The following is a 15,568-nucleotide window of genomic DNA, read 5'->3' on the forward strand; positions in this document are numbered from 1 at the left end:
CCCTTACTGCAGCAGCGGCGAGTCGGCGCCTTGCAGATGAATGCCCCGGATGTCCGCGGCCCCGACCAGGGTTTGCAGGTACTGCACCACGGCCTTTTGCCAGACGCCCTGTTGCAGCTGGTTGCGGATCACCAAAGCCACTGCCTCATAGGGCAAGGCCTGGCCCTCGACCCGCTGATCGACGCAGACCACATGCCAGCCATAACGGCTTTCCAGCGGCTTGGCCGCCAGCCCCGTCGGCAGACCGAACAACTGGCGTTCCAGTTCCGGCACGGTCTGGCCCTTGCTGATCTGCCCCAGGGAACCGCCCTGGGCCTTCGACGGGCAGGCCGAATACTTCAGCGCCAGTGCAGCGAAACTGTCGGGCTGCTCGTCCAGGCGTTGCAGCAAAACCTCCGCCTGGACCTGGGCCGTGCTGCGCGCCCCGGCATCGTCCGGCGCGCATTCGAGCAGGATGTGCCGCACCGCCAGCAACGGCGCGCTGTGAAAACGCCCGCGGTTGTTGTCGTAGTAACGCCAGCACGCCGCCTCGTCGCACTCCGGCACCTGCACCTCGCGTTCGAGCAGCAAACGGGTGGCGGCCTCCTCTTGGTTCTCGCCGGCGCCGATCTGCAACGTCAGGCCGAGTTCGGCGATGCGCTGCTGCAACAGCTCGCGGATCACCAGGGCCCTGGCCGCCAGGTACACCGCCTCCTCGCGGCTGGCCGCCGGGTGGTATTGCAGCTCCTGGGCCAGCGCCTGCGGGGTGATCGGCACCTGGTTGACGCTGATGATCGGCCACTCCTGCTCGCTGCTGGCGATCAGTTGCACAGGCGCCTCGTCCGCGGCCACGGGCTCATGCCCCGGCGGCGTGAACGCCTGCACGCCCACCTCCACTTCACTCTCTGGCACCAGCGTTTCCTCGCGGGCCGAAGACCCGCAACCGCCGCTGCCGCCGTTACCGCCGCCACATCCACATCCACCTGACATGACTGCCTCCTCAGATTTTCTGCCGAACGATTTGATAACGCCGCCCCAGGTACCAGACCGGCGCGCTGACCATGTGCACCAGGCGGGTAAAGGGGAACAGCACGAACAGGGTCAGGCCGAGGAACACGTGCAGCTTGTAGGTCAGGCCGACCGGGGCGATGGCCGCCGCCGCGTCCATGGGCCGCAACAGCACGATGCTCTGCGCCCAGTCGGCGAGCATCACCATCACCGAACCGTCCATATGGGCGGTGGAGGCGACTATGGTCAAAAGGCCGAGCAGCAACTGCGCCAGCAGCACCAGCAGGATCAGGATGTCCGAAGGGCTGGAGGTGGCGCGCACCCGCGGGTCGGTGAGGCGGCGCTTGATCAGCATCAGCAGGCCGACCAGGCACAGCAGGCCGAAGAAGCCGCCGGAGACCATCGCCAGCAACTGCTTGTGCTCGGTGCTGATCACATGGTGATAGACCGAGGCGGGGGTCAGCAGGCCGACAAAGTGCCCGGCCAGCACGAACAGCACGCCGACATGGAACAGGTTGCTGGCCACGCGCATGCCACGCTTGTCGAGCATCTGGCTGGAACCGGCCTTCCAGCTGTACTGCGACAGGTCGAAGCGTGCCCAGCTGCCCAGCAGGCAGATCGCCAGGGCGACATAGGGATAGATCCCGAACACCAACAGATTCCACTTAGACATTGCCCACCTCCCCGGACGGCGCGGCGGCCAGCCCCTGATGCTGAAAATCCACCCAGTGCAGCGGTACCGCGCTTTCCTCCCGGTCCTTGCCCGGCGCACTCGGCATTGAGCTGCAACGTTCCTGCTGCTCGGCCTTGAGAAAGTCCACCGCCTCCTCTTCCCAGATCCGGTCCAGGGCTTCGAGGGAATCGTCGCGCGGCTCGGCCGCCACCTGTTCGCGCAGGTCGGCCACCGCCTGGTGCGGCTCCGCGCCAGCGATTTGCAGCAAGGCGCGCAAGCAACTGGCGTAGGCGCTCTCGCGTTCCTCCAGGCGCGCCGCGAGCAAGGCCAGCAGGTGCGCGACATCGGCCAGGCCCTCGCGGGCCTCGAGGTCGTCGCGGGTGGAAAGGAACTCCAGGTACAGCGGGATGTAGTCCGGCAGCTCCTTGATGCCGATGGCAAAGCCCGCGGCTTCATACTGGGCGAGCATGTCGACCATGGCCTGGCCGCGGTCGCGGGACTCGCCGTGCACATGCTCGAACAACAGCAGCGACAGCGAGCGGCCACGACCGAACAGCGCGCCGTAGTGCTCCTGGCCATCCATCAGGTCGTTGGTGCAGATCAGTTCCAGCAGCTCGAACAGCGCGCCGCGCTGCTTCGGGCTGATTTCCCGGGCCTGGATGATCGCCTGCTCCAGTTCGTCGCGGCCCTCGACCAGGGTTTCGCTCGGGTAGTCGAGCAGTAGCGAAATCACTTTCAAGATGCGCATGCTCATTCCTCCCACAGCTGCACGGTTTTCAGGACGTCGCGGCGGTTGGCCTTCTTCGCCCCGAACATGTTGGTGTCGGAGCTGCCGCTGCAGCCGCTGCCGAAACTGAAGCCGCAACCGGAACGCTCGGCGAAGGCATCGCTCATGGCTTCCTCGCGGTGCGCGCTGGGCACCACGTAGCGGTCTTCGTAGTTGGCAATGGCCAGGTAGCGGTACATCTCCTCGACCTGGCTCAGGCTCAGGCCGACCTCCTCCAGCACCCGCAGATCCTGCACGCCTTCGACCTGTTCGGCGCGCTTGTAGGCGCGCATCGCCAGCAGGCGCTTGAGGGCACGCTTGACCGGTTTTTCGTCGCCCGCGGTCAGCAGGTTGGCCAGGTAACGCAGGGGGATGCGCAGGCTGTCGACATCCGGGATCACCCCGTTCATGCCCACGGTGCCGGCGGCCGCGGCGTTCTGGATCGGCGACAGCGGCGGCACGTACCAGACCATCGGCAAGGTGCGGTATTCCGGGTGCAGCGGCAGCGCCAGCTTCCAGTCCACCGCCATCTTGTACACCGGCGAACGCTGCGCGGCGTCGATCACCGACTGCGGCACCCCGTCTTCCAGGGCCTGGCGGATCACTGCCGGGTCATGCGGATCGAGGAAGATTTCCAGCTGCTTCTCGTACAGGTCCTGCTCGCTGGCGGTGCTCGCCACCTCGGCGATGCGGTCGGCGTCATACAGCAGCACGCCGAGGTAGCGGATGCGCCCGACACAGGTCTCGGCGCACACGGTGGGCATGCCCGCCTCGATCCGTGGGTAGCAGAAGATGCACTTCTCGGACTTGCCGCTCTTCCAGTTGAAATAGATCTTCTTGTACGGGCAGCCGCTGATGCACATGCGCCAGCCGCGGCACTTCTCCTGGTCGATCAGGACGATGCCGTCCTCTTCGCGCTTGTAGATCGCCCCGCTAGGGCAGGACGCCGCGCACGCCGGGTTCAGGCAGTGCTCGCACAGGCGCGGCAGGTACATCATGAAAGTGTTTTCGTACTCGCCGTAGATGTCCGCCTGGATCTGGTCGAAGTTCCGGTCCTTGCGCCGCTTGGCGAACTCGCTGCCGAGGATCTCCTCCCAGTTCGGCCCCCACTCGATCTTTTCCATGCGCTTGCCGGACACCACCGAACGCGGCCGCGCGGTGGGCTGATGGTCGCCCAGGGGCGCGGTGTGCAGGTGCTGGTAATCGAAGTCGAACGGCTCGTAGTAGTCGTCGAGGCTCGGCAGGTCGGGGTTGGCGAAGATGTTCGCCAGCACCCGGAACTTGCCGCCGATCCGTGGGTTGATCGAGCCGTTGGCGTTGCGCACCCAGCCGCCCTTCCACTTGTCCTGGTTTTCCCATTCTTTCGGGTAGCCGATCCCGGGCTTGCTCTCGACGTTGTTGAACCATGCGTATTCCATGCCTTCGCGGCTGGTCCAGACGTTCTTGCAGGTGATCGAGCAGGTATGGCAGCCGATGCATTTGTCCAGGTTCAGGACCATGCCGATTTGTGAACGAATCTTCATGACAACTCCTCAATCCATCTCGGTCGGCAGGGGGCGTGGCAGCTCATCGCCGTCCGAGCCATCGAGCCAGTCGACGCGGGCCATCTTGCGCACCACGACGAACTCGTCGCGGTTGCAACCGACCGTGCCGTAATAGTTGAAACCGTAGGCCTGCTGGGCATAGCCGCCGATCATGTGGGTCGGCTTGAGCACCACCCGGGTGACCGAGTTGTGGTGGCCGCCGCGGGTCTTGGTGGTCTCGGAGCCGGGCACGTTCACGATCCGTTCCTGGGCGTGGTACATCATCACCATGCCCTCCTTGACCCGCTGGCTGACCACCGCCCGGGCGGTCGCCGCGCCGTTGGCGTTGAAGCATTCGATCCAGTCGTTGTCCTCGATGCCGGCGCGTTTCGCGTCGATTTCCGAGAGCCAGACAATCGGCCCGCCACGGCTCAGGGTGAGCATCAGCAGGTTGTCGCTGTAGGTGCTGTGGATGCCCCATTTCTGGTGCGGGGTGATCCAGTTGAGGACGATTTCCGGGTGGCCGTTGGTGCGCTTGCCCTTCACTGCCTCGATGGTCCGGGTGTTGACCGGCGGCCGGTAGCTCATCAGCTGTTCGCCGAACGCCTGCATCCACGGGTGGTCCTGGTAGAACTGCTGGCGGCCGGTGATGGTGCGCCACGGGATGTTCTCGTGGACGTTGGTGTAGCCGGCGTTGTAGCTGACGTGATCGTCCTCCAGGCCCGACCAGGTGGGGCTGGAAATGATCTTGCGCGGCTGCGCCTGGATATCGCGAAAGCGGATCGCCTCGTGGGCCTTGGACAGCGCCAGGTGGCTGTGGTCGATGCCGGTGAACTCGGACAGCGCGGCCCAGGCCTTGACCGCCACATGGCCGTTGGTTTCCGGGGCCAGGGACAGGATCACCTCGGCGGCGTCGATCGCCGTGTCGATCTTCGGCCGGCCCTGGCTGATGCCCGCCGCACCCTCGCGGTAATTCAGCTCGCCGAGGAATTTCACCTCCTCCTCGGTGTTCCAGTTGATGCCCTTGCCGCCGTTGCCGAGTTTTTCCAGCAGCGGCCCGAGGGAGGTGAACTGCTTGTAGATGTTCGGGTAGTCGCGCTCCACCACTTGCAGGTTCGGCGCGTTCTTGCCCGGCTGCGGGGCCACGCCCGCGGTTTTCCAGTCGGTGCCGCCGAACGGCTGGGCCAGCTCGCCGACGCTGTCATGCATCAGCGGCACGGTGACCAGGTCCTGCTCCACGCCCAGGTGCCCCACCGCCATGCTGGAGAACGCCTTGGCGATGCCCTTGTAGATCTCCCAGTCGGAACGCGATTCCCAGGCCGGGTCGATGGCCGCCGACAGCGGGTGGATGAAGGGGTGCATGTCCGAGGTGTTCATGTCGTCCTTCTCGTACCAGGTGGCGGTCGGCAGGACGATGTCGGAATACACACAGGTCGAGGACATGCGAAAGTCCAGGGTGGTGACCAGGTCGAGCTTGCCGATGGCGCCCTGGTCCACCCATTCGGCTTCCTGCGGCTTGCAGTCGCCGACCTGGCCGATGTCCTCGTTCATCACCCCGTTACGGGTGCCGAGCAGGTACTTGAGCATGTACTCGTGGCCCTTGCCCGAGGAGCCCAGGAGGTTGGAACGCCAGATGAACATGTTGCGCGGGAAGTTCTGCGGGCTGTCCGGCTGTTCGCAGGCGAAACGCAGCGAACCCTCATGCAACGACTTGACCACATAGTCCTTGGGCGTCATGCCGAGTGCTGCGGCGTCCCGGCAGATGTGCAGCGGGTTACTGTTGAGCTGCGGCGCGCTGGGCAGCCAGCCGGCGCGTTCGGCGCGGATGTTGTAGTCCAGGGCGTGCTCGGGGAACTGGCTCTTGTCGGCCAGCGGCGAGAGCACGTCGTGCATGCTCATCTTCTCGTGGCGCCATTGCGAGCTGTGGGCGTAGAAGAAGCTGGTGCCGTTCATCTGCCGTGGCGGCCGGCTCCAGTCCAGGCCGAACGCCAGGGGCAGCCAGCCGCATTGCGGGCGGAGTTTTTCCTGGCCCACATAGTGCGCCCAGCCGCCACCGGTCTGGCCGACGCAACCGCAGAGCATGAGCATGTTGATCAGCCCGCGGTAGTTCATGTCCATGTGGTACCAGTGGTTCATCGCCGCGCCGACGATGATCATCGAGCGGCCACGGGTCTTGTCGGCGTTGTCGGCGAACTCGCGGGCGATCTGGATCGCCTTCTCGCGGCTGACGCCAGTGATCTGCTCCTGCCAGGCCGGGGTGCCGGGCACGCTGGCGTCGTCGTAGTCCTTGGCCACATTGGCGCCGCCCAGGCCACGGTCGATGGCCAGGTTGGCCGCCGACAGGTCGAACACCGTAGCCACCTTGACCTGGCTGCCGTCGGCCAGGGTCAGGCTGCGCACCGGCACGCGGCGGTATTGCACGGCGTCGCCGGCCACATGCTGGAAGTGCTCCTGGATTTCCCCAGCGAAATACGGGAAGGCCACTTCGGCGACATCGCCACCGATCAGGCTCAGGCTCAGGTCGATCTCACGCCCCGCGCCGCCTTCCCGGGCGAGGATGTTCCACTTGCCCTGCTCGCCCCAGCGGTAGCCGATGGAGCCCTGGGGCGACACCAGCTCGCCGCTGGCGTCGATGGCGATGGTCTTCCATTGCGGGTTGTTGTCCTGGCCGAGGTTGCCGGCCAGGTCCGAGGCGCGCAGGAAGCGGTCCGGCTGGTAGCCGGCCCCCGGCGCGGTGCCGAGCATCGGCTTGAGCAGCACCAGCACCGGCAGGTCGGTGTAGCGCTTGGCGTAGTCGGTGAAATAGGCGCTCGGGCGGTCGAGGTGGAACTCCTTGAAGATCACATGGTTGAAGGCCTGGGCCAACGCCGCGTCGGTGCCCTGCTTGGGGTTGAGCCAAAGGTCGGTGAGCTTGGCCACTTCCGAATAGTCCGGGGTGATGGCCACGGTCTTGGTGCCCTTGTAGCGCACCTCGGTGAAGAAGTGCGCGTCCGGGGTACGGGTCTGCGGAACGTTGGAACCCCAGGCGATGATGTAGTTGGAGTTGTACCAGTCGGCCGATTCCGGCACGTCGGTCTGCTCGCCCCAGACCATCGGCGAGGCCGGCGGCAGGTCGCAGTACCAGTCGTAGAAGCTCAGGCAGGCGCCGCCGATCAGCGACAGGTAACGGGCGCCGGCGGCGTAGCTGACCATCGACATCGCCGGGATCGGCGAGAAACCGACGACCCGGTCGGGGCCGTACTGCTTGATGGTGTAGACGTTGGCCGCGGCGATGATCTCGTTGACCTCATCCCAGCTGGAACGGATGAAGCCGCCCAGGCCGCGCTTGCTCTTGTACGACTCGGCCTTGGCCGGGTCCTCGACGATGCTCGCCCAGGCCTCCACCGGCGCCATAGTCTGCCGCGCCTGGCGCCACAGCTTGAGCAGCGGCTTGCGGATCTTCGGGTACTTCAGGCGGTTGGCGCTGTAGATGTACCAGCTGTAGCTGGCGCCCCGCGGGCAGCCGCGCGGCTCGTGGTTGGGCAGGTCGTTGCGGGTGCGCGGGTAGTCGGTCTGCTGGGTTTCCCAGGTGATCAGGCCGTTCTTCACGTAGATCTTCCACGAGCAGGAACCGGTGCAGTTGACCCCATGGGTGGAGCGCACGATCTTGTCGTACTGCCAGCGCGAGCGGTAGACGTTTTCCCAGTCGCGGGACTCCTTGCGGGTTTCCCCGTGGCCCTCGGCGAACTCGCTTTGCTTGCGGTTGAAAAACCGCAGTTGATCCAACAAATGACTCATGGTGCTTTCCTCTCAGGCTTGCCGCGGGGTTCTATGCCCCGACCGGGCAAGGTTTGGATTCGGGTCGTGTCAGCAGGGAGTCGCCGCGCCTTTGCGCGCGTACCACCACCAGGTCACCACGATGCAGCTCAGGTAAAAGCCGACGAACATGTAGAAGGCCATCTCCGGGCCGCCGGTCTGGGCCATGGAAGTGCCGAAGGATTTGGGGATGAAGAACGCGCCGAAGGCGCCCATGGCCGAGCTGAAACCGAGCACCGCGGCCGACTCCTTGCCGGCGTTCTTTTGCGCCTGCTCGCGCACCGCGGCGCTTTGCCCGGCGGCGGCTTTTTCATGCAGGGTGCGGAAGATCACCGGGATCATGCGGAAGGTGGAGCCGTTGCCGATGCCGGTGGTGATGAACAGCAGCATGAACAGGCCGAGGAAGCCGTAGAAGTTGCCGCCGGCGCCGTTATGCGGAAGAAAGTGCAAGACCCCGAAGACCATCACGATCATCGCCACGAAGTTCCACAAGGTCACCCGGGCACCGCCCAGCTTGTCCGCCAGCCAGCCGCCCAGCGGCCGCACCAGGGCGCCCACCAGCGGGCCGAGGAAGGCGAACTTCAGCGCCACCACGTCCGGGAACGCGGTCTTGATCAGCATTGGAAAAGCCGCCGAGAAGCCGATGAACGAGCCGAAGGTCGCCAGGTACAGCCAGCACATCAGCCAGTTGTGCTTGCGCTTGAAGATCACTGCCTGCTCGCTGAACGAAGCCTTGGCGCTGGACAGGTCGTTCATCCCGAACCAGGCCAGCAGGGTCACCGCGATAATGAACGGCACCCAGACAAACCCGGCGTTCTGCAGCCACAGCTGGCTGCCGTCGGCCAGCACCTGGGGTTGCCCGCCAAGCCAGCCGAACAGGCCGAAGGTGATCACCAGCGGCACGCAGAACTGCATCACCGACACCCCGAGGTTGCCCAGCCCGGCATTCAGGCCCAGGGCCGTGCCCTGCTGCGACTTGGGGTAGAAGAAGCTGATGTTGGACATGCTCGAGGCAAAGTTGCCGCCACCGAAACCGCAGAGCAGCGCGATCAGCACGAACACGCTGTAGGGGGTGTTCGGGTCCTGTACGGCAAAGCCCATCCACAGCGACGGCAGCAGCAGCGAGGCGGTGCTCAGGGCGGTCCAGCGGCGGCCGCCGAAGATCGGCACCATGAACGAATAGAACACCCGCAAGGTGGCGCCGGACAGCCCCGGCAACGCCGCCAGCCAGAACAGCTGGTCGGTGCTGAAGCTGAAGCCGATGGCGTTCAGGCGCACGATCACCGTGCTCCAGACCATCCACACGGCGAAGGCCAAGAGCAGCGCGGGAATCGAGATCCACAGGTTGCGGGTCGCCGTCTGCTTGCCGCTGCGCCCCCAGAAAGCGGGGTCTTCCGGGCGCCAGTCATGAATCAACGGGCCTGAATCGGGCTTATCAAGAACCGACATGTTCTTCTCCTTGGGCAATGCTGGAAAACGGGGACGAGGTGGCCGGCGGCTGTTTGCCCAGCAGCGGGCGCTTGCGGATTTCGCTGAAGTACATCCAGGTGAGCGACACCCAGACCACGCCGTACATCAACATGAAGCAGGAAGAGCGCACGCCGGTGAGGTCCACCAGGGCGCCGAACAGGATGGGCAGGACGAAGCCGCCCAGGCCGCCGGCCAAGCCGACGATGCCGGACACCGCGCCCATGTTCTGCGGGTAGTCGTTGGCGATGTACTTGAACACCGAGGCCTTGCCGAAGGCGAAGGCGATGCCCATGACGAACAGCAGCACGGTGAACAGCGCAGGATTCAGGCCGAGGTGGAAATCCAGGGCGCCGTCGACGGTGCGCACTTGCAGCTGGGTCTGCGGGTAGGACAGCAGGAACAGGCAGATCCAGCTGACCCAGAGCACCCACCAGGTCACGCTCTGGGCGCCCCAGCGGTCCGACATCCAGCCGCCGACGGCGCGCAGCACCCCACCCGGCAGCGAGAAACAGGCGGCCAGCAGCGCCGCGCTCTGCAGGCTGAAGCCGTATTCCTGCACGTAGTACTGGGTCATCCACAGCGCCAGGGCCACATAGCCGCCGAAGACGATCGAGTAGTACTGGCAGTAGCGCCACACCGCCGGGTCCTTCAGGGCACCCAACTGCTCGCGCAGGGTGGCGCCAGAGGCGCTGCGATGGGCCTTGTTGTCGGCGCTGAGAAACCAGAACAGCAGCGCGGTGATGAACAGGATGGCGCTGAAGGCTTTCGGCACCAGCTGCCAGCTGCCGGCGGCGATCAGCGCCGGGGCGAGAAACTTGGTCAGCGCGGCACCGGCGTTACCGGCGCCGAAGATGCCCATGGCGAAGCCCTGGTTGTCCTGGTCGAACCACTTGGCGACGTAGGCAATGCCCACCGAAAACGAACCGCCGGCCAGGCCGACGAACAGGCCCAGGACCAGGAACTGCCAGTAGGCCGTGGCGTGGCTGATCAGGTACAGCGGCAACACGCAGCACAGCATCAGCAGGAAGAACACGCTGCGCCCGCCAAAGCGATCGGTCAGCAGGCCCAGCGGCAGGCGTGCCAGCGAACCGGTGAGTACCGGAGTGGCGGCCAGCAGGCCGAACTGGGTTTCGTTGAGCGCAAGCAGTGCCTTGATCGGCACACCGAGCACCGCGAACATCATCCAGACCATGAAGCACACGGTGAAGGCCAGCGTACTCATGCCCAGCACCAGGCCTTGTCGTACACGCGGTTGGGTCATCTCGCTCTCCAGTCAGTCATTCATGGCCGCAGACTAGAGAGGCGAACCCGGTAAAAACTTGACCCGGGTCAAGGAAGCCCGGGGCCTCATGGGCCTATGCTTGCGCCGCCTACCTCCAACGAGGTAGTGCCGAAAAACCTCTGAACCCTTTGTTTATCAGGCTCTTGCCTTGGCTCCACGAGGCGGTTGCACGGATCCGATGAACAACAACTCTTTAGAGGTAGAGCGCCAGGGACCGGCTGCAAAACCATCGCCAGCCGCCCCTGGAGCCTGCTATGTCCACCCTTCCCCCGTTCACATCCGGCCCGCGCCCTTGATCCGCTGGCTGCGCAGTTCCCTGCCCGCCCGCGCCGGCCTGGCGGTGATCCTGATCGCCGTGCTGGCGCTGGCCAGTTCCCTGAGCGCCGGGCTGATCGCCTGGTTCAGCCAGGGCGACGCGGCGGCCATCAATACCGCGGGCTCGGTGCGCATGGAGACCTACCACCTGAGCTGGAAGCTGGCCGCGGGCGCCAGCGCCGAAGAGATCGGGCAGATCCGCCAGAGCCTGCAACAGCGCCTCGACAGCCAGTCGCTCAGGGCGGTGCTGGAAGACGGCGCCGACCCCGAGCTGGTGGACAGCTACCGGCAGATCCAGCAACGCTGGAACGCTGAGTTGCAGCCAGCCCTGGAACAACGCGATGCCGCCGCGTTCCAGGCCCTGGCCCTGCCCTTCGTCGAGCAGCTGAACCAGTTCGTCAGCCTGCTGCAACGCCAGAGCGAACATAAGCAAACCTGGCAACAGTTGATCCAGGGCGCGGCGCTGTTCACCACCCTGTTCGTCCTGCTGCTGGGCCTGTACGAACTGCAATACGGCGTGGTCACGCCCTTGCAGGAACTGGTGGAAGCCACCCAGCGCTTTCGCCGTGGCGACTTCCAGGTGCGGGTCAACCACCAGTCCCGGGACGAGCTGGGCCAGTTGGCCACCAGCTTCAACGCCATGGCCGAGACCATCGAGCAATCCCACCGCACCCTGGAAACCCTGGTGCGGCAAAAGACCCACAACCTGCAACAGGCCAACGCCGCCCTCGAGCTGCTGTACCAGAGCAGCCGCAGCCTGGCCACGCGGCTGGCCAACGCCGAAGGCCTGGACGAACTGATCCGGCGCTTCCAGCAACGCCTGCCGGGGTTGCGCCTGTCGCTGTGCCTGCAAGGCCAGTTGCAGGCCCCGGCGCAGCAGCTGATCGCCCTGCATGGCGCCGACAGCCGGGAGGTCTGCGCGGTCAGCGATTGCGCCAACTGCCAGCGGCACCAGCCGATCGCCCGGCAGCGTTTCAGCATCAGCAACCAGGGCAGCGAACTGGGCGAGCTCAAGGCGCACTTCGTCGACGGCCATGCCCCGCAAGCCTGGGAAACCGAACTGATCCAGGCCCTGGCCAACCTGATCGGCACCTCGCTGTCGCTCAAGCGCCAGCGCGAACAGGACCATCGCCTGCTGCTGTTCGAAGAGCGCGCGATCATCGCCCGCGAGCTGCACGACTCCCTGGCCCAGGCCCTGTCCTACATGAAGCTGCAGGTCAGCCGCATGCAGACCCTGATGCGCCGTGGCGAACCGCTGAGCACCCTGGAGAACGTCACCGCCGAACTGCGCGAGGGGGTGAACAATGCCTACCGCCAGCTGCGCGAACTGTTGACCACCTTTCGTTTGCAGATCCACGACGCCGGGCTGGTGCGCGAGCTTGAGGCGACCACCGAGGAGTTCTCGCGCCGCGGCGATTTCCAGGTGCATGTGCAGCTCGACAGCCTGGCTTTCGAGCTGTCGGCCAGCGAGCAGATCCACCTGCTGCAGATCACCCGCGAGGCGCTCTCCAACTGTCTGCGCCACGCCCACGCGGAGAATGTCTGGCTGCAACTGCGCCAGCATGGCGAAACCCTGCGCCTGTCGATCGAGGACGATGGCCGCGGTTTCAGCGGCGACCACGACAACAGTGGCAACCAGCGCGAACACCACGGCCTGAACATCATGGATGAGCGGGCCCGCAGCCTGCATGGCCAGTTGCAGATTTCTTCCAGGACGCCCCAGGGCACCCTGGTGCAGATGGAATTCCGTCCGGAGTTTCTCGCCGTCCCCACACAAGGTAGCGCCGCATGAACCCATCCCCCACCTACCGGATCCTGCTGGTCGACGACCATCCGATGATGCGTCGCGGCATCCGCCAGATGCTCGAACTGGAAGACGACCTGCAGATCGTCGGCGAAGCCAGCCACGGCGAAGAAGCCCTGGGCCTGATCGAACCCTTGCAGCCCGACCTGGTGCTGCTCGACAACAACATGCCGCAACTCAACGGCATCGAGACCCTGCGCCGCCTGCGGGCCATGGACTACCGCGGCAAGGTGCTGCTGTTCACCGTGTCCGACGCCGAGGACGACATTCGCGACGCCCTGCGCCTGGACGCCGACGGCTACCTGCTCAAGGACATGGAGCCCGAGTTGCTGATCCAGTACCTGCGCGATGCCCTGAGCGGCGCCCTGGTGATCAGCCCGGGGCTGACCCGGGTCATGGCCCAGGCCCTGCGTTCGCCGCCGCGCCAGCCGGAGGTCGAGCTGACCGAGCGCGAGCGCCAGGTGCTGCGCACCATCGCCAGCGGCTACAGCAACAAGGTCATCGGCCACAAGCTGGGCATCACCGAAGGCACGGTCAAGGTCCATGTGAAGAACCTGCTGCACAAGCTCGGCCTGCGCTCGCGGGTCGAGGCCGCCGTGTGGGCCATGGAACACCTGCGCAACGCCGGCTGAGCCGCGCTTAGCCACTCCTGCCCCTTTGGCCCCCCTGCCCCTTTGGAGGTACGCCGGCGGAGGCATAGGCCCTGGCAGCCGCGCGCTCTACCATGGCCGGCAGCGGAGGTACCCATGCTGACCCACCCTTCCATCGTGCTGTTGTTGCGTCGCCATCATCTGTTCAGCCAGTTGCCGGACAAGGTCTTCGAGGAGGTCTGTGCCCAGGCCATGCTCAGGCGCCTGCCCAGTCACAACACCCTGATGCACCAGGGCGACCCGGCCAAGCGCTTTTTCCTGCTGGTCAGCGGCCAGGTCAAGCTGTACCGCATCACCGGCGAAGGCCAGGAGAACCTGGTGGAAATCATCCAGCCCGGGCAGACCTTCGCCGAGGCCCTGCTGTTCAGCCAGGCGCGCTTCTACCCGGTGAATGCCACTGCGCTGAAAGACAGCGTGCTGGTCAGCATCGACGGCAACCATTACCGCCACGCCCTGGAGGACCAGCCGCAGGTGTGCCTGGCGATCCTGGCGAGCATGAGCGTGCACCTGCACCAGCGCCTCAAGGACATCGACACCCTGACCCTGGGCAGCGCCAGCCGGCGGGTGGTGAATTTCCTGTTGCAGGAGCGCGACCCGCACAGCGGCGAGGTGGTGCTGCAAGTGTCCAAGCGCCTGGTGGCCTCCAAGCTGGGGATCCAGCCGGAGACCTTCTCGCGCATCCTCCATCGGTTGGTCGAAAGCGGCCTGATCGCCATGGAGCGGCGCACTATCCAGATCCCCGGCGCCGAGGAACTGGCCGCCTACCAGGGCTAAGCGGCAGCGGGCCGGCCCCTATTCCCTGTAGGAGCGAGCTTGCTCGCGATGGCGGCGTCCCAGGCATACTGCGGCGCCAGAATCGCCAGCAAGCTGGCTCCTACAGAAGCTGACCTGCCGGCGGTGCATCCTGGCACTGACAAGCCGACGTCTTCAGTCTTCAGCCTGCGGCCAGCCCCTTGCCCGCCCGTTCCAGATTGCGCCACAGCCAGACCGGCAACACGTCCGGGTCGAGGCTGTCGATCAGGTTTTTCAGGGTCAGGCCCAGCTCGGTATCGCCCTCGATCACCAGGCGCCGGCGGAAGAACAAGGTGTCTGGGTCTTCCTGGCGGCTGGCCAGCAGCAGGAACTCGCGCCAGTTGCCGCTGATGGTCACGTCGGCCCGGGCGCGTTCGGCAATGCGCAGGCCGTCGCGGTCGCGGGTCAGGTACCAGGCCAGGCCCAGGTCGGGAATCCGCAGGCACAGCCAGCGCCGGCGCAACAGGTCGAATTCGCCGGCGCGCAGCGGCTCGGCCAAACAGCGGTTGAGCCCCTGCTGCAAGGCCAGGCGCTGCACGCCGAACGGCACCCGCCGCAGCAATGGCAGCAGCCGGTCGGCGCTGCGCAGCAGCCAGTCCTTGCGTTTGGATTTGCCACTCAGCACAGGCCCACCTCCTCGACGCGCAACATCCCGGCCTGGCCATGCCAGTAACCGTTGCAGCCCTCGACGAACAGCGGCGGCGTCGCGCCCTGGCGCACCCGCTGGTAGGCCTCGATCACCTCGCCCATGCCCTGGGCCCGCGGGCTCAGGCGCAGCAGGTCGGCGCCGCAGGCCACCAGCCCGGCATAGTCCGCCAGCAGATTGGTGACCTCCGCCGACAGGGTCTGGATGCCGTTGAGGGTGAACAGCGCCTGGCCTTCCTGGCTGCTCAGCGCCAGGCCGTCGGGGTACTGGATGCAGCAGAACTGGCAGTCGTCCTTGGGCCGGTCCTGGGCCCGGGCGGTGAAGCAGCGCGCGGAATAGGCTAACGGCAGATGCCCATAGGCGAAGACTTCGACCTCGGGCAGCGCCTGGCCCAGCTCGCGCACCTGCTCCAGCACCGCGCGGATCAGCGCCGCCGAACACTCCACCGGCGGCACCCAGCGGATCATCCCGCAGCCCTGCAACTGGGCCAGGGCGTGGCCGTTGTACAGGTTCAGCGCCGGGCCACCGACGAAGGGCAATTTGCGCTCGGCGAGGAACTGCACCGCGCCCATGTCGTTGGCCTCCACCAGCAGCTCGCCGTTGTCGCACAGGCGCCGCAGGCTCGACAGCTCCGAGGCGGCTTCGATCAGGGTCAGGCTGGAGAGCACGATCTGCGCCGACGTGCAGCCCTGCAATTCGCGCCCCAGGCCCAGCCACTGGTCCAGGGACAGCACCCGGCGTTTCGAACACACGGTTTCCCCCAGGTAAATCACATCCAGGGGCAAGGCCGACATCTCGGCATAAAAACGCCCCAATTGTTCCTTGTCCCAGTAGAACAGGACGGGGCCCAGGCTGAGCTTCATCG

The 15,568-nt window shown here is 65.8% G+C and carries 12 protein-coding genes; 3 read left to right on the plus strand and 9 right to left on the minus strand.

The features are described 5' to 3' along the window. Positions 1-3: 3 nt before the first annotated feature. The 7 genes from AC07VU_RS25665 to AC07VU_RS25695 all read right to left on the minus strand — a co-directional run bounded on the left by AC07VU_RS25665 (position 4) and on the right by AC07VU_RS25695 (position 10,475). Complete coding sequence (locus AC07VU_RS25665; RefSeq protein WP_495030712.1) at positions 4-969, minus strand: peptidylprolyl isomerase; 966 nt, start codon at positions 967-969, stop codon at positions 4-6. 10 nt (positions 970-979) lie between these two features. Further along, on the minus strand, positions 980-1,660 hold the full coding sequence (narI, locus tag AC07VU_RS25670; RefSeq protein WP_007928747.1) for a respiratory nitrate reductase subunit gamma: 681 nt from the start codon (positions 1,658-1,660) through the stop codon (positions 980-982). After that, positions 1,653-2,408 carry a nitrate reductase molybdenum cofactor assembly chaperone gene (gene narJ, locus AC07VU_RS25675; RefSeq protein WP_495030713.1) on the minus strand — a complete coding sequence of 252 codons (756 nt, stop codon included), beginning with the start codon at positions 2,406-2,408 and terminating at the stop codon, positions 1,653-1,655. The genes narI and narJ overlap by 8 nt, the downstream gene beginning before the upstream one ends. A 2-nt stretch (positions 2,409-2,410) precedes the next feature. After that, on the minus strand, positions 2,411-3,949 hold the full coding sequence (gene narH, locus AC07VU_RS25680; protein WP_495030714.1) for a nitrate reductase subunit beta: 1,539 nt from the start codon (positions 3,947-3,949) through the stop codon (positions 2,411-2,413). Between the two features lie 9 nt (positions 3,950-3,958). Beyond that, complete coding sequence (locus AC07VU_RS25685; protein ID WP_495030715.1) at positions 3,959-7,726, minus strand: nitrate reductase subunit alpha; 3,768 nt, start codon at positions 7,724-7,726, stop codon at positions 3,959-3,961. A gap of 69 nt (positions 7,727-7,795) precedes the next feature. After that, positions 7,796-9,193, minus strand: a complete 1,398-nt coding sequence (locus AC07VU_RS25690; RefSeq protein WP_101338267.1) for a NarK family nitrate/nitrite MFS transporter — start codon at positions 9,191-9,193, stop codon at positions 7,796-7,798. Continuing rightward, a complete protein-coding gene (locus AC07VU_RS25695) occupies positions 9,180-10,475 on the minus strand; it encodes an MFS transporter (RefSeq protein ID WP_274303565.1) in 1,296 nt (431 codons plus the stop codon). The genes AC07VU_RS25690 and AC07VU_RS25695 overlap by 14 nt, the downstream gene beginning before the upstream one ends. A 313-nt stretch (positions 10,476-10,788) precedes the next feature. On the opposite strand from AC07VU_RS25695, the gene AC07VU_RS25700 reads away from it, so the two are divergent. The 3 genes from AC07VU_RS25700 (at position 10,789) to AC07VU_RS25710 (ending at position 14,039) form a co-directional block, all read left to right on the plus strand. Further along, on the plus strand, positions 10,789-12,603 hold the full coding sequence (locus AC07VU_RS25700; RefSeq protein ID WP_495030716.1) for a HAMP domain-containing protein: 1,815 nt from the start codon (positions 10,789-10,791) through the stop codon (positions 12,601-12,603). Further along, on the plus strand, positions 12,600-13,247 hold the full coding sequence (gene narL / locus AC07VU_RS25705) for a two-component system response regulator NarL (protein ID WP_007928738.1): 648 nt from the start codon (positions 12,600-12,602) through the stop codon (positions 13,245-13,247). Before AC07VU_RS25700 ends, narL begins: the two co-directional genes overlap by 4 nt. Positions 13,248-13,361: 114 nt before the next feature. Continuing rightward, positions 13,362-14,039 (plus strand): Crp/Fnr family transcriptional regulator, encoded by a 678-nt coding sequence (locus AC07VU_RS25710; RefSeq protein WP_274303570.1) that lies wholly within the window; start codon positions 13,362-13,364, stop codon positions 14,037-14,039. Between the two features lie 160 nt (positions 14,040-14,199). On the opposite strand, the gene ubiT is transcribed toward AC07VU_RS25710, so the two are convergent. Further along, positions 14,200-14,682, minus strand: coding sequence for a ubiquinone anaerobic biosynthesis accessory factor UbiT (gene ubiT / locus AC07VU_RS25715; RefSeq protein WP_087092108.1), 483 nt, complete (start codon positions 14,680-14,682; stop codon positions 14,200-14,202). Continuing rightward, complete coding sequence (locus AC07VU_RS25720) at positions 14,676-15,566, minus strand: U32 family peptidase (protein ID WP_495030717.1); 891 nt, start codon at positions 15,564-15,566, stop codon at positions 14,676-14,678. The genes ubiT and AC07VU_RS25720 overlap by 7 nt, the downstream gene beginning before the upstream one ends. Positions 15,567-15,568 lie beyond the last annotated feature (2 nt).

Source organism: Pseudomonas sp. GW821-FHT02B10, from assembly GCF_059421865.1.

What these genes read in the sequence shown, in the direction of transcription:
- AC07VU_RS25665 (WP_495030712.1), bottom strand. Translation starts at nt 969, where the DNA reads ATGTCAGGTGGATGTGGATGTGGCGGCGGTAACGGCGGCAGCGGCGGT.
- AC07VU_RS25690 (WP_101338267.1), bottom strand. Translation starts at nt 9,193, where the DNA reads ATGTCGGTTCTTGATAAGCCCGATTCAGGCCCGTTGATTCATGACTGG.
- narJ (WP_495030713.1), bottom strand. Translation starts at nt 2,408, where the DNA reads ATGCGCATCTTGAAAGTGATTTCGCTACTGCTCGACTACCCGAGCGAA.
- narL (WP_007928738.1), top strand. Translation starts at nt 12,600, where the DNA reads ATGAACCCATCCCCCACCTACCGGATCCTGCTGGTCGACGACCATCCG.
- AC07VU_RS25685 (WP_495030715.1), bottom strand. Translation starts at nt 7,726, where the DNA reads ATGAGTCATTTGTTGGATCAACTGCGGTTTTTCAACCGCAAGCAAAGC.
- narI (WP_007928747.1), bottom strand. Translation starts at nt 1,660, where the DNA reads ATGTCTAAGTGGAATCTGTTGGTGTTCGGGATCTATCCCTATGTCGCC.
- narH (WP_495030714.1), bottom strand. Translation starts at nt 3,949, where the DNA reads ATGAAGATTCGTTCACAAATCGGCATGGTCCTGAACCTGGACAAATGC.
- AC07VU_RS25710 (WP_274303570.1), top strand. Translation starts at nt 13,362, where the DNA reads ATGCTGACCCACCCTTCCATCGTGCTGTTGTTGCGTCGCCATCATCTG.
- AC07VU_RS25695 (WP_274303565.1), bottom strand. Translation starts at nt 10,475, where the DNA reads ATGACCCAACCGCGTGTACGACAAGGCCTGGTGCTGGGCATGAGTACG.
- AC07VU_RS25720 (WP_495030717.1), bottom strand. Translation starts at nt 15,566, where the DNA reads ATGAAGCTCAGCCTGGGCCCCGTCCTGTTCTACTGGGACAAGGAACAA.